Raw genomic sequence first — 13,329 nt, forward strand, 5'->3', positions numbered from 1 at the left:
CAGTGATTACAGAGAGATGTTCTGTTCGGTCGTCGCATCAAAGAGATGACATTTGTTGAGATCGAACTGGTAATAGACCTTGCGATGCAGCCCTTTTTCGATCATCGGCCTCGCTTCGTCGGAAGGGACGCGGGCGGTCAGCTCATAATCGGCAACCTTCATATAGACAAAGAACTCGTGGCCCATATTTTCCACGCGCACCATCTCACCGGAACCGCAGCCTTCGGCGAACGGCTGGTCCGAGATAGAGACGAACTCCGGGCGCACGCCGTAGAACAGCGGCTGGTCCTTGTAGCCTTCGGCTTTGCTCTGCAGGGCATCGTTGAGGGGCAGCAGATCGTCACCGACGTGCATATGCAGGCGGCCGTCGCGCTCAACCAGCTTGCAGGGACGAATGTTCATCTCCGGCGCGCCGATAAAGCCTGCGACAAACATATTCTTTGGCTTGTGGTAGAGATTGTCCGGGGTATCAACCTGCATGATGTGGCCCAGCTTCATCACGCAGATACGGTCGCCCATGGTCATGGCTTCGGTCTGATCGTGGGTAACGTAAACGGTGGTCGCCGGTTTACCGGATTTCTTCAGCTGCTTGTGCAGGTCGGAGATCCGGATGCGCATCGAGGCGCGCAGTTTGGCGTCGAGGTTAGAGAGCGGCTCATCGAACAGGAACACGTCCGGCTTCTTAACGATCGCCCGGCCTACCGCCACGCGCTGGGCCTGGCCGCCGGAAAGCTGGCGCGGCAGGCGGTCGAGCAGCTCTTCCAGCTCGAGGATTTTTGCCGCTTCGTTAACCTGGCTCTCAATCTGATCCTTTGGCAGCTTGCTCAGCTTGAGGCCAAAGGCGAGGTTTTCGCGCACCGTCATATGCGGATAGAGCGCGTAGTTCTGGAACACCATCGCAATGCCGCGCGCTTTTGGCGCAAGGTTGTTAACGATTTTCTCCCCGATGCGCACTTCGCCGCCGCTGATGGTTTCGAGACCCGCCAGCATGCGCAGGGTGGTGGATTTGGCGCAGCCGGACGGCCCGACGATCACCATAAACTCCCCGTCAGCGATTTTCAGGTCGATAGCATGTACCGCTTTGAAGCCGTTGGAGTAGACCTTTTCCAGTTTTTTGAAAATAACTTCAGCCATGATATTTCCCTCTTAACCTTTAATTCCGCTGCTGGTGACGCCCTGTACGAAGTAGCGTTGTGCCAGGAAGAATACGATGATGGATGGCAGAATGGAGATGCTCGCCATTGCCAGAATTTCGTTCCATGGAGCGCCTTCCGTGACGTCGATGGACATTTTCAGCGCCAGCGCGATCGGATACTTATCGACGCTATAGACGTAAATCAGCGGACCAATAAAGTCGTTCATTGACCACATAAACTGGAACAGCGCGACCGAGATAATTGCCGGTTTTAAAATCGGCACCACCACGTACCACAGCACCTGGAAGGAGTTGCAGCCGTCAATCTGCGCCGCCTCTTCCATATCGCGCGGCACGCCGCGCAGGAACTGAATCAGCATGAAGACGAAGAACCCCTGAGTGGCGAAGGCCAGCGGCAGGTACAGCGGCAGATAGCTGTTCAGCATCCCCATTTCGCGGAACATCAGGTACTGCGGGATGAGCAGCACGGTGCTCGGCAGCAGCATGGTGGTGATGAGGGTGCCGAACCAGAATTTCTTCCACGGGATCTCGAAGCGGGCAAAGCCGTAGGCCACGATGGTGGAGGAGATAATGGTCAGGATCACCTTCGGAATCACGTACTTGAAGGTATTCAGCATGTAGTGGCCGAAGTTGTATTCCGTCCCGGTCTTCCAGCCGTTGATAAATCCGTCCCAGGTCGCGTGAGCGGGCCACAGGCTGAGGGTGGTGAAGATCTCGTGGTTCGGTTTGAACGACGCCGAGAACATCCACACCAGCGGGTAGAGCATCAGCAGGCCAACGAACAGCAGGATCACATAGCGGATGCTGGCGTTCATTTTTTCCCGCCGCAGCGTTCTGGCAACCTCGCGCTCTGCGATGTCCCGTGCTGCGGAAATTTGTTGGATATCAGCCATTTTTGCCTCCCTTATCGGCGGAGTAGAACACCCAATATTTCGAAGACTTAAAGGCAATAGCGGCAAACACCGCGACGACCAGGAACAGCACCCATGCCAGCGCCGCGCCGTAGCCCATATCGAAGTACTTAAAGGCGGTGTCGTAGATATAGAGTGAGAACAGATAGGTGGAGTAGGTTGGGCCGCCGCCGGTTATCACGTACGGTCCGGTAAACTCCTGGAACGCCTGGGTGGTTTGCATAATGAAGTTGAAGAAGATCACCGGCGTAATCAGCGGCACCGTCACCTTCATAAACATCTGCCACTTAGAGGCGCCGTCGATCATCGCCGCTTCGTACTGCGATTGCGGAACGTTCTGCAGCGCCGCGAGGAAAATCACCATGGCCGAACCGAACTGCCAGACGCGCAGCAGGGTCACCGACATCAGCGCCAGCGACGGCTCGCCGAGCCAGTTGACCGGGTCGAAGCCCAGCACGCCGATAAAGCTGTTCAGCAGGCCGTCGATAGCGAACAGCGCGCGCCACAGTACGGCGATGGCGACGGAGCTGCCGAGAATCGACGGAATGTAATAGGCGGTACGGAAGAAACCGATGCCGCGCAGCTTAAAGTTGAGAACAAACGCGATGCCCAGCGCAAAGGCCAGCTTCAGCGGAATGGTTAAAAAGACATAGGCGAAGGTGACGCCCATGGACTTCCAGAAGAGAGAATCTTCGGTCAGCATGTAGCGATAGTTTTCAATGCCGTTAAATACCGGCGGACTCATCAAGTCGTACTCAGTGAAACTGAGGAAGAAAGATGAAACAAAGGGAAAGGCGGTAAAGATTATCAGCCCGATGATATAGGGCGATATCCATGCCAATCCCAGCAGCTTGTTTTCATTCATACATACCTACCTGGCTTACGAGTTTGTAAAACGGATTCGGTTTATACCCGGTGTACTTCACGCTGTGTGCGCTATCCGCGCTGAAAAGCAGCCGGAAAAGTTAATCTGTTGCTGGTGTCTGTGCTGGCGCTTCCTTCCCTGTTGGACCCTGTTTTTGTCATGGTTTGTCACCCGCAGCTCCCTGCTGAGTGTGCACCGGTTCGGCTTTGCTATGCCCGGCGCCTTTAATTTTATAAAACGCCGTTTTAAATTTATTTTATTGCGATTTATTACAGAGTCATTCGATTCATAGCGGAAATGTGATCGGAGTCGAAACGATGTTTCAAAAAATGAGATGGCGGGCGTTTTGTAAGGCTGGTAAGGGCTTGGGAGAGATGCCGGAAAGGTGACCTGGCGCAGGCGTGCGGTATTTTATTGCCCGGCTAATGATTATCTGTGTACATATTTTTTAACAAATAATGATGGACGTGAGGGGTGCACGGTGGCGGAAGAGGGGAGCATGCCCGCTCTTCCACCACCACGGCCGGGGAAGATTAGTTTTGCAGAAAATCCTGACGAACGGGCGTAAAGGTATCCAGCAGGGTTCCCGCCTTCAGGCACACGCAGCCGTGCATAATATGCGGCTGCTTGTAGAGCGTATCGCCGGCGCTGACCACGTGTTTCTCGTCACCGATGGTGAATTCGAACTCGCCTGAAAGCACGTAGGTCAGCTGCTCGTGGGGGTGGTTATGCATCGGCCCAATGGCGCCGGCGTCAAAGTTAACCTCAACCGCCATCATCTTGCCATCGTGCGCCAGAATGCGTCGGGTCACGCCGTTGCCCAGATCGTCGAGGGTGGTCTCTTTATGAAAAATAAACATCCGCGGGTCCTGTAGTTAAGTGAAACAATGTTTCATTTAATTTATATCACAATTTTCTAAAAAGAAACGATCGACGGGAGAAGTGGAAAGTTGATCACAAGTTTGCTTCACTGGGGGAAACCATAAAAGGAGCGAATGATGAAAACGATTGGCCTGTTGGGGGGAATGAGCTGGGAATCGACCATTCCCTATTACCGCCTGATCAATGAAGGGATCAAGGCGCGTCTTGGCGGGCTGCACTCCGCCAGCCTGCTGCTGCATAGCGTTGATTTTCATGAGATTGAAGCCTGTCAGGCCGCCGGAGAATGGGAGCGTGCCGGCGATATGCTGGCCCAGGCGGCGGTGGGGCTGCAGCAGGCGGGCGCCGAAGGTATCGTGCTCTGTACTAACACCATGCACAAAGTGGCGGATGCCATTGAAGCGCGCTGCGGCGTGCCGTTTCTGCATATTGCCGATGCGACCGGGCGGGCGATTGAGAAAAAGGGCATGCGTAACGTCGCCCTGCTGGGCACGCGCTATACCATGGAGCAAACGTTCTATCGCGGCCGCCTGCAGCAGCAGTTTGCGATCGAGACCCTGGTGCCGCCCGCCGACGATCGCCAGCGGATCAACCAGATTATCTTCGATGAGCTCTGTCTCGGCACCTTTAGCGAGGCTTCCCGCGACTACTACCTGCAGGTTATCGAGTCGCTGGCGGCGCAGGGCGCGGAAGGCGTTATCTTCGGCTGCACCGAGATTGGCCTGCTGGTGCCCGTAGAAAGCAGCCCGCTGCCGGTATTTGATACCGCGGCCATTCACGCCGCGGACGCGGTGGAGTTTATGCTTTCTTAAGCACCGTATCGAGCGGGCGCTGGATCTGCGCCAGGCTGTGCTGCAGGTGGTGAATAAAGGCGTCAACCAGCGCCGAACCGGGGCGGTGCAGCGGGCGGATCATGCTGACTGTAAAGGGCACATCGATGCTGAAGCGGCGCACCGCGATGCCGCTTTCGGCATAGTCGAGGGCGGTGAGCGGATTAACCACCGAGATGCCGACGCCCGCGCGCACCATCGCGCAAATCGACGCGGCGCTGTGCGTTTCGACCACCATCCGCCGCTTGACCTGATGTTCAAGGAACAGGGCGTCAAGCAGCTGGCGGTAGCTGTCGGTCCGCGACAGGCTGATGTAGTTTTCAGCGTGGAAATCGGCGGGGGTCAAAACCTGCTTCGCGGCGAGCGGATGGTTCTGCGGCAGGACGCAGACCTCATTCAGCGTCAGCAGCGGCGTGCGCTCGGTGCCGGCGGGCGTATGCAGGGTTTCGGTCAGGCCAAGATCGTGGCGCTGGGCGGAGAGCCACTCCTCCAGCAGGGGCGACTCCTGGGGGACAATCTGCAGGCTGACCTCGGGGTAGCGCGCCAGAAACGGCTGCAGCAGCAGCGGTAAAAACGACTGGGAGAATACCGGCAGGCACACCACCGATAGCTCGCCCTGGCGAAACTCGCGCAGGCTTTCCGCCGCGCTGACGATCCTGTCCAGCCCGTACCACGACCGCTGCACCTCTTCAAACAGCCGCAGCCCCTGTACCGTGGGCTGCAGGCGGCCGCGAGCGCGCTCAAAAAGCTTTAACCCCAGCACCTTTTCAAAGCGCGCCAGCTCCCGGCTGACCGTCGGCTGCGAGGTATGCAGCATGCGGGCGGCCTCGGTCAGGTTACCGGTGGTCATCACCGCGTGGAAGATTTCGATATGGCGCAAATTGACGGCGGGCATGGCGGCTCTCGAATGGTGTGGGGTATCCATATCATTTTTGCATAGACTCACGACAAAACGATATTTTTTATTCCCTTCAGGCTATGGCGTAATCATAAAAAAACACGCACAACGCCAACAACGCCGGAGTTCACCATGCCACGCTCGCTTTACGCCACCGATACCGACCTGACCGCAGATAACCTGCTGCGCCTGCCCGCCGAGTTTGGCTGCCCGGTATGGGTCTACGATGCGCAGATTATTCGCCGCCAGATTGCCCAGCTCGGCAAGTTTGACGTGGTGCGCTTTGCGCAGAAGGCCTGCTCAAACATTCACATTCTGCGCCTGATGCGCGAGCAGGGCGTGAAGGTCGATTCCGTGTCGCTTGGCGAGATTGAGCGCGCGCTGGCGGCGGGCTACGATCCGCAGCAGCATCCGGAAGATATCGTCTTTACCGCCGATCTGATCGACGACGCGACCCTGGAGCGGGTGAAGGAGCTGCAGATCCCGGTCAACGCCGGGTCGGTGGATATGCTGAGCCAGCTGGGCGAAGTCTCGCCGGGCCATCGCGTGTGGCTGCGGGTCAATCCGGGTTTTGGTCACGGCCACAGCCAGAAAACCAACACCGGCGGCGAAAACAGCAAGCACGGTATCTGGTATAGCCACCTGCCGGCGGCGCTGGAGGTGATGCGTCGCTATCAGCTGCAGCTGGTGGGGATTCACATGCACATTGGCTCAGGGGTGGATTATGCCCACCTCGAGCAGGTGTGCGGCGCAATGGTACGTCAGGTGATCGAGTTTGGTCAGGATCTGCAGGCGATCTCCGCCGGCGGCGGCCTGTCGATCCCGTATCGCGAAGGCGAAGAGGCGATCGATACCGATCACTATTACGGCCTGTGGAACGCCGCGCGCGAGCAGGTGGCGAAGCATCTTGGCCATCCGGTGAAGCTGGAGATCGAGCCGGGTCGTTTCCTGGTGGCGGAGTCCGGCGTGCTGGTCTCCCAGGTGCGCAGCGTGAAGGAGATGGGCAGCCGTCACTTCGTGCTGATCGACGCCGGCTTTAACGACCTGATGCGTCCGTCGATGTACGGCAGCTACCACCACATCAGCGCCCTGGCGGCGGACGGTCGCGATCTTAGCGCGGCGCCGATGGTTGAAACCGTGGTCGCCGGACCGCTGTGCGAATCCGGGGATGTCTTTACCCAGCAGGAAGGGGGGAAGGTGGAAACGCGCCTGCTGCCTGACGTGGCGCCGGGCGATTACCTGGTGCTGCACGATACCGGCGCCTACGGCGCGTCGATGTCCTCGAACTACAACAGCCGCCCGCTGCTGCCGGAAGTGCTGTTCGATAACGGCAGCGCGCGGCTGATTCGCCGCCGCCAGACCATTCAGGAGCTGCTGGTCTTAGAGCAGATCTGATCTGATCTAAAACCAGGGACCCGTCGTGACCGAGTCGCGCAGCACCAGCGTGCCGGTAAACGGCGGGATCGTTTCGATCGGCTGATGGTTAGCAAGCTTGATCGCCTGATCGATGGCGGTAGTGATCATATTGTCGATGGGCAGATAGACCGTCGACAGGCCCGGCTCCAGCCACTTCGCGCTGGGGGCGTCATCAAAACCAAAGAGCGAAACGTCCTGCGGGATCCGCAGTCCCGCCTGATGCAGCGCTTTCGAGGCGCCGAGCGCCATATCGTCATTACAGGAAAAAAGCGCGCTGAACGGCGTTTTTTCCTCCAGCAGCTCCCGGCACAGCTCGTAGCCGCGGGTCATCGTTGAATCGCCGTATTTTACTTTCTGCGGATCCCACGCAATGCCATTTTTTTTCAGCGCCTTACGGTAACCCTGCAGGCGGGCCTTGCCCGTTGGCGTGTGCATGGGGACCGTCAGGCAGGCTATCTCGCGATGGCCCTGGGCAATCAGATAGTTCACCGCCTGGAATGCGGCATCCTCCTGCTCGAAGAAGACGCAGCGCTCGCGTGCGAGGCTGACGTCGCGGTTAATCACCACCAGCGGCATCTCGATGGAGTCGATAAGCGACATGATCTTCTTTTCGCTCATATGACGGGTGTAGAGGATGATGGCGTCGCACTGGCGATCGGCAAGCATCTGCACCGCTTCTTCTTCGCGCTCCGGCGCATCGTGGCCGTCGGTGACAATCAGCTGCTTTCCCCAGGCTTCGGTCTGGCGCGAGGCCTGCTGCAGCAGACGGCCAAAGTAGAAGCCGTCGAAGGTGGAAACCACCAGTCCGATGCTGTTGCTCGTGCGGTTGGCCAGCGAACGGGCGAGAAAGTTCGGCCGATACCCCAGCTCCTCCATCGCTTTGAATACCTGCTGACGGGTACTCTCTTTTACCTGACCTGTGCCGTTCAACACGCGGGAAACCGTCGCTTTAGAGACGCCTGCGCGAATTGAGACATCCAGCATTGTAGCCATTCATCGATTCCTGATATCACGTGGTGTTTTGCAGTTTATCACAGACATTCAGGGGGATATGACCTCTACGCCGTGCAAAGAACTATCGGGATCACGCTTTTTGCAGGAACTGTGCCACGGCGAAAGCGATGCCGTCAATGCGGTATGCCAATATGATAAATCTCTAAAAATTTGGAATGCCAAAGTGGGCGTTGAGATCTGAATCACAGAACTTTTTGCCGCCACTGACTATTTTTTGGTATGCCAAAAGGTGTTCGGCTGTACACCTGGCGCGCAAAAAGCCCTTAAACCTGAGGTATCCTCTATGGCATTGCAGGAAAAACTGATCGACTCACTGGGGAGTTTCGCCACGAAATTCAACAGCTACCGCTACATCATGGCGATAAAGTCCGCCTTTATTACCCTGATGCCGGTGATCATCGTTGGCGCCTTTTCGGTGCTGATCTCAAATATGGTGCTGGATCCGAAGAACGGACTGGCCAGCTTTCAGTCGCTGTCGTTTCTCGCCGCGCTCAAGCCGATTACCAGCGCAATAAACTATGCGACCCTCAACTTCCTCAATATTGGCGCCGTTTTTCTGATCGGCATCGAGCTGGGGCGCATTAACGGCATCAAGAGCCTGTTCCCCGGCCTGCTGGCGGTCATTTGCTTTATCTGCGTCACCCCAACCACCGTTGAGATGATGGTTGACGGCCAGATGCAGGTGGTCAAAGACGTGCTGCTGCGCCAGTTCTCGGACACCCGCAGCCTGTTCCTCGGCATGTTTATCGCCATTCTGTCGGTAGAGATTTACTGCTGGCTGGAGACGCGCAAGGGGCTGAAGATCAGGATGCCGGATACCGTGCCGCCGAACGTGGCGGCGTCGTTTTCGGCGCTGATCCCGGCGATTTTTACCACCACCGCCATCGCCACCTTTGGCTTTATTTTCCATCAGCTGACCGGCATGTACCTGTATGACGCGGTCTACCTGGTGGTGCAGCAGCCGCTGGAGCGCGTGGTGCAAAGCCTGCCGGGGATCCTGCTGCTGATGTTCGTCGCCCAGCTGTTCTGGGTTATCGGTATTCACGGCAATCAGATGATCAAACCGATCCGCGAACCGCTGCTGCTGGGGGCGATCACCGTCAACATGAGCGCCTTTGAGCAGGGAAAAGAGGTGCCGAACATCATCACCATGCCGTTCTGGGACGTCTATATGAGCATCGGCGGCTCGGGGCTGACCATCGGCCTGCTGATTGCGGTCATGATCGCCAGCAAGCGCAAAGAGATGAAAGAGATCGCCAAGCTGTCGATCGGCCCGGGGCTGTTCAATATTAACGAACCGGTGATTTTCGGTATGCCGATCATGCTTAATCCGATCCTCGCGATCCCCTTTATTATCACGCCGCTGGTGACCGGCAGCATCGGCTACTTCGCCACGGCGGCCGGATTTGCCGGAAAAGCGGTGGTGATGGTGCCCTGGACCACGCCGCCGCTGATTAACGCCTGGCTCTCTACCGCCGGTTCGATGGGGGCGGTGGTGACCCAGCTGGTTTGTATCATTACCGCGGTACTGATTTACCTGCCGTTTGTGAAGATTGCCTCCCGCCGCCTGGAAACCGCGCAGCGGCAGGCGGAAAACGCGCAAATAACCGATAACGCCTGAGGATATGATGAGTACAAAAAGGATTGCGATCCCCGACGATTTTATCCTTGGCGCGGCAGCCTCCGCCTGGCAGACCGAGGGCTGGAGCGGCAAGAAAGAGGGCCAGGACTCCTGGCCCGATCTCTGGTACAAACACGATCGCCACGTCTGGCATAACGGCTACGGCCCGGCGGTGGCCACCGATTTTATCAACCGCTTTCGTGAGGACGTCCAGCTAATGAAGCTGGCGGGGCTCACCCACTACCGCACCTCAATCAACTGGTCGCGCTTTCTGACCGACTATGAAAACGTTACGGTTGATGAGGAGTACGCGGCCTACTACGACCGGCTGTTTGACGAGCTGCTGGCGAACGGCATCGAGCCGATGATCTGCCTTGAACACTACGAGCTGCCGGGCTACCTGCTGGAGCAGTACGGCGGCTGGGCGGCGAAAAAGGTCGTTGAGCTGTTCGTCCGCTACGCGGAGAAGGTGTTCGCCCGCTATCATCACAAGGTTACGCGCTGGTTTACCTTCAATGAGCCGATCGTCGTGCAAACCCGCGTCTATCTTGACGCGCTGCGCTGGCCCTACGAGCAGAATACCGGCACGTGGATGCAGTGGAACCACCATAAGGTGCTGGCGACGGCGCAGGTGGTCAGGCTGTTTCGCGATAAGGGCTATCGCGGGACGGTGGGCTGTATTCTCAATCCGGAGGTGACCTACCCGCGCTCCACGGCCGCTCACGACGTGCGCGCCGCCGAGGTTTACGATCTGTTCTACAACCGTATCTTCCTCGACCCGCTGGTCCACGGCGAGTATCCGCCCGCGCTATTTGCGCTGCTGGCGCAGCACGACGTCGCCTGGGACTACAGCGCCGAAGAGCTGGCGATTATCCGCGACAATACCGTGGATGAGCTGGGCATTAACCTTTACTACCCGCACCGGGTGAAGGCGCCGTCGCGCGCCTGGCACCCGCAGACGCCGTTCCATCCGGCCTGGTATTACGAACCCTTCGAGCTGCCCGGGCGGCGAATGAACGCCTCCCGTGGCTGGGAAATTTATCCGCGCATTGTCTTTGATATGGCGATGCGGATTAAAAATGATTACCGCAATATTCCGTGGTTTATCGCCGAAAGCGGCATGGGCGTTGAAAACGAAGGCCAGTTTCGCAACGACGAAGGCACCATTGTCGACGAGTACCGCATTCGCTTTATCAGCGAGCATCTCTGGCAGACGCTGCTCGCGCGGGAGGCGGGAGCCAACTGTCACGGCTACATGCTGTGGGCGTTTACCGACAACGTGTCGCCGATGAACGCCTTTAAAAATCGCTACGGGCTGATTGAAATCGATCTGCAGAACGGCCGGGCGCGGCGACCGAAGGCTTCCGCCGGCTGGTTTCGCACGCTGCGCGAAAGCCGCGAGCTGACGCTGGATATCGACGATGAGTTGCGCTAGCCCGGCGTAAATTTTGCTAAGATAGCGCCGATATGGATTCACTCGCAGACAAGGCACAGGTGAGATTGTGGAGAAGGCTATCATTCCGCCGGAAAAGAAACCCTACCAGGAAATTGGTGATGATTTGCGCGCACAGATTGCGCAGGGGCGTTACCCCATTGGGTCGCGGCTGCCGCCGGAACGCAATATCGCTGAAACCTACGGCGTCAGCCGCACCATCGTCCGCGAAGCCCTGCTGATGCTGGAGCTGCAGGGCACGGTCGACATTCGCCAGGGCTCGGGCGTTTACGTGATGCGCATTCCCCACGAGGATGATAGCGAGGAAGAGCAGATGCTGAGCAGCGACGTCGGTCCGTTTGAAATTCTGCAGGCCCGCCAGCTGCTGGAGAGCAATATTGCCGCCTTTGCGGCAAAAATGGCGACGCGTGCCGATATCGACAACCTTAAGCGCATCATCGAGCAGGAGCAGCGGGCGATTGCCGGCAACGACGCCTCTCAGGATAACGCGCGGATGTTTCACCTGGTGCTGGCCGGGGCGACGCAAAACCAGATGCTGCTGGCAACGGTGGAGCGTATCTGGCTGCAGATGGACAGCAGCCCGCTCTGGCAGCAGTTTAACGCGCATATTGCCAGCCGCGCCTATCGCCTGAAGTGGCTCGGCGAGCGGCAGGCGATTCTCGCCGCGCTGCGCCGTCGCGACGTGATGGGCGCCTGGCAGGCGATGTGGCAGCACCTGGAAAATGTTAAAAACAGCCTGCTGGAGCTGTCGGACGAAGACGCCCCGGACTTTGACGGCTACCTGTTTGAGTCGGTACCGATTTTTCAGGGAAAGCCGGTATGACCATCCTGCCTCTGTACGCCGCGCCGCAGCACGCGCCGCAGGTCACGAAGTGGCTGTGGCAGGCCTTTGGCGGCGAGACGCTGCCGCAGGCGTTTTTTGCCAGCATCGTCGCCCACAGCCAGACGCCGGGCGCGCTGCCACTGACCTTTATTGCCGTTGAGGGCGAGCTTCTGCTGGGAACGGTGGGGCTCTGGCGCTGCGATCTGATCAGCCGTCAGGACCTGTTTCCGTGGATGGCGGCGCTGTACGTTGCCGAAGCGGCGCGCGGGCAGGGGCTGGCGGGAAAACTACAGCGGCACGTTATCGATTACGCCCGCCTGAGCGGCTATCCGCAGCTGCATCTCTACTCCGCCTGCCGGGATTTTTATGAGCGCTTTGGCTGGCGCTATATCGGCGAGGGCCTCGATTATCCGGCCACCGCCGTGCACCTCTACCGCTACGACCTGTCGTTGTCCGACGGGGCGATCACCGAGTGACGGCGAACCAGCGTCGGGCTGAACAGGTGGGTGATTTCCGGCGGCGGGAGCCTGTCCGCCAGCGCTAGCGCCAGTTCTGCCGCCTGGGTTGCCATGGTCACAATCGGGTAGCGCACCGTGGTCAGCCGCGGGCGAACGTAGCGGGATATCAGCACATCATCAAAGCCAATCAGCGAAATCTCACGCGGCACGTCGATGCCGTTATCGTTCAGCACCCCCATCGCGCCGGCGGCCATCGAGTCGTTGTAGCTGGCAACGGCGGTAAAATTCCTGCCGCGTCCCAGCAGTTCGGTCATCGCCTGCTCGCCGCCGCTTTCATCCGGCTCGGCAAAGGTCACCAGCCGATCGTTGATGGCTATGCCGCTCTCTTTGAGCGCGTCGTAATAGCCCTGCAGACGATCTTCGGCATCCGAAATCGCGTGGTTGGAGCACAGATAGCCGATACGGGTATGGCCCTGCTGGATCAGATGGCGGGTCGCCAGCCAGGCGCCGTAGCGGTCGTCCAGCGCCACGCAGCGCTGCTCGAAGCCGGACAGTATGCGGTTGATAAGCACCATGCCGGGAATTTGCTTCATCAGCCCGGCGAGCTCGTCATCGGGGATCATTTTCGCGTGTACCACCAGCGCCGCGCAGCGGTGGCGAATGAGCTGTTCAATCGCCTGGCGCTCTTTTTGGATGCTGTGGTAGCCGTTGCCAATCAGCAAAAAGTTGCCGGTATTGTAGGCGACCTGCTCGACGGCTTTGACCATGGCGCCGAAAAAGGGGTCGGATACGTCGCCCACCACCAGGCCGACGGTTTCCGTTGACTGCTGCGCCAGCGCGCGGGCGTTGGCGTTCGGGTGGTAGTTCAGCGCTTCCATCGCCGTGCTGACGGACTGGCGGGACGCTTCACTGGCTTTCGGGGAGTTGTTGATAACGCGGGATACGGTAGCGACGGACACTCCAGCGAGTCGGGCTACATCCTTAATTGTCGCCATACCTGACCTT

13 protein-coding genes are annotated in these 13,329 nt (G+C 58.4%); 6 read left to right on the forward strand and 7 right to left on the reverse strand.

Features of this window, described 5'->3' with window-relative positions; genetic code table 11:
* Positions 1-6: 6 nt before the first annotated feature.
* From HCK03_RS04725 to HCK03_RS04740, 4 genes are all read right to left on the reverse strand, one after another.
* Positions 7-1,134 (reverse strand): ABC transporter ATP-binding protein, encoded by a 1,128-nt coding sequence (locus HCK03_RS04725; RefSeq protein WP_041147053.1) that lies wholly within the window; start codon positions 1,132-1,134, stop codon positions 7-9.
* Positions 1,135-1,146: 12 nt separating this feature from the next.
* The gene (locus HCK03_RS04730; protein WP_041147052.1) at positions 1,147-2,049 is read right to left on the reverse strand and encodes a carbohydrate ABC transporter permease; all 903 of its coding nucleotides are present in this window, start codon (positions 2,047-2,049) and stop codon (positions 1,147-1,149) included.
* On the reverse strand, positions 2,042-2,932 hold the full coding sequence (locus HCK03_RS04735; RefSeq protein ID WP_041147051.1) for a carbohydrate ABC transporter permease: 891 nt from the start codon (positions 2,930-2,932) through the stop codon (positions 2,042-2,044). Before HCK03_RS04735 ends, HCK03_RS04730 begins: the two co-directional genes overlap by 8 nt.
* Before the next feature lie 533 nt (positions 2,933-3,465).
* Complete coding sequence (locus HCK03_RS04740; protein ID WP_041147050.1) at positions 3,466-3,792, reverse strand: cupin domain-containing protein; 327 nt, start codon at positions 3,790-3,792, stop codon at positions 3,466-3,468.
* A gap of 138 nt (positions 3,793-3,930) precedes the next feature.
* On the opposite strand from HCK03_RS04740, the gene HCK03_RS04745 reads away from it, so the two are divergent.
* A complete protein-coding gene (locus HCK03_RS04745; RefSeq protein WP_167691203.1) occupies positions 3,931-4,623 on the forward strand; it encodes an aspartate/glutamate racemase in 693 nt (230 codons plus the stop codon).
* On the opposite strand, the gene HCK03_RS04750 is transcribed toward HCK03_RS04745, so the two are convergent.
* Complete coding sequence (locus tag HCK03_RS04750; RefSeq protein ID WP_167692392.1) at positions 4,610-5,536, reverse strand: LysR family transcriptional regulator; 927 nt, start codon at positions 5,534-5,536, stop codon at positions 4,610-4,612. The genes HCK03_RS04745 and HCK03_RS04750 overlap by 14 nt on opposite strands.
* Positions 5,537-5,671: 135 nt before the next feature.
* Between HCK03_RS04750 and lysA the strand changes: the two genes are divergently transcribed.
* Positions 5,672-6,934: a diaminopimelate decarboxylase gene (gene lysA, locus HCK03_RS04755; RefSeq protein ID WP_041147047.1), complete on the forward strand. Its 1,263-nt coding sequence runs from the start codon at positions 5,672-5,674 to the stop codon at positions 6,932-6,934.
* A 6-nt stretch (positions 6,935-6,940) separates the two neighbouring features.
* Here the strand turns inward: lysA and HCK03_RS04760 are convergent, their stop codons facing one another.
* Positions 6,941-7,939, reverse strand: a complete 999-nt coding sequence (locus HCK03_RS04760) for a LacI family DNA-binding transcriptional regulator (protein ID WP_166793789.1) — start codon at positions 7,937-7,939, stop codon at positions 6,941-6,943.
* A gap of 313 nt (positions 7,940-8,252) precedes the next feature.
* Here HCK03_RS04760 and HCK03_RS04765 point away from each other — a divergent pair, with 313 nt between their 5' ends.
* From HCK03_RS04765 to HCK03_RS04780, 4 genes are all read left to right on the forward strand, one after another.
* On the forward strand, positions 8,253-9,590 hold the full coding sequence (locus HCK03_RS04765) for a PTS sugar transporter subunit IIC (protein WP_041147045.1): 1,338 nt from the start codon (positions 8,253-8,255) through the stop codon (positions 9,588-9,590).
* A gap of 7 nt (positions 9,591-9,597) precedes the next feature.
* Positions 9,598-11,025 (forward strand): glycoside hydrolase family 1 protein, encoded by a 1,428-nt coding sequence (locus HCK03_RS04770; protein WP_041147732.1) that lies wholly within the window; start codon positions 9,598-9,600, stop codon positions 11,023-11,025.
* Between the two features lie 67 nt (positions 11,026-11,092).
* Complete coding sequence (locus HCK03_RS04775) at positions 11,093-11,866, forward strand: GntR family transcriptional regulator (RefSeq protein WP_041147044.1); 774 nt, start codon at positions 11,093-11,095, stop codon at positions 11,864-11,866.
* Entirely contained in the window at positions 11,863-12,342 is a 480-nt protein-coding gene (locus tag HCK03_RS04780) for a GNAT family N-acetyltransferase (protein WP_041147043.1), read from the forward strand. The genes HCK03_RS04775 and HCK03_RS04780 overlap by 4 nt, the downstream gene beginning before the upstream one ends.
* On the opposite strand, the gene galR is transcribed toward HCK03_RS04780, so the two are convergent.
* Positions 12,303-13,319 carry an HTH-type transcriptional regulator GalR gene (gene galR, locus HCK03_RS04785; RefSeq protein WP_041147042.1) on the reverse strand — a complete coding sequence of 339 codons (1,017 nt, stop codon included), beginning with the start codon at positions 13,317-13,319 and terminating at the stop codon, positions 12,303-12,305. The two genes, HCK03_RS04780 and galR, sit on opposite strands and share 40 nt — an antisense overlap.
* Between the last annotated feature and the right edge of the window lie 10 nt (positions 13,320-13,329).

Origin of the sequence: Klebsiella terrigena (assembly GCF_012029655.1) — a bacterium.
GTDB classification, from domain to species: domain Bacteria; phylum Pseudomonadota; class Gammaproteobacteria; order Enterobacterales; family Enterobacteriaceae; genus Klebsiella; species Klebsiella terrigena.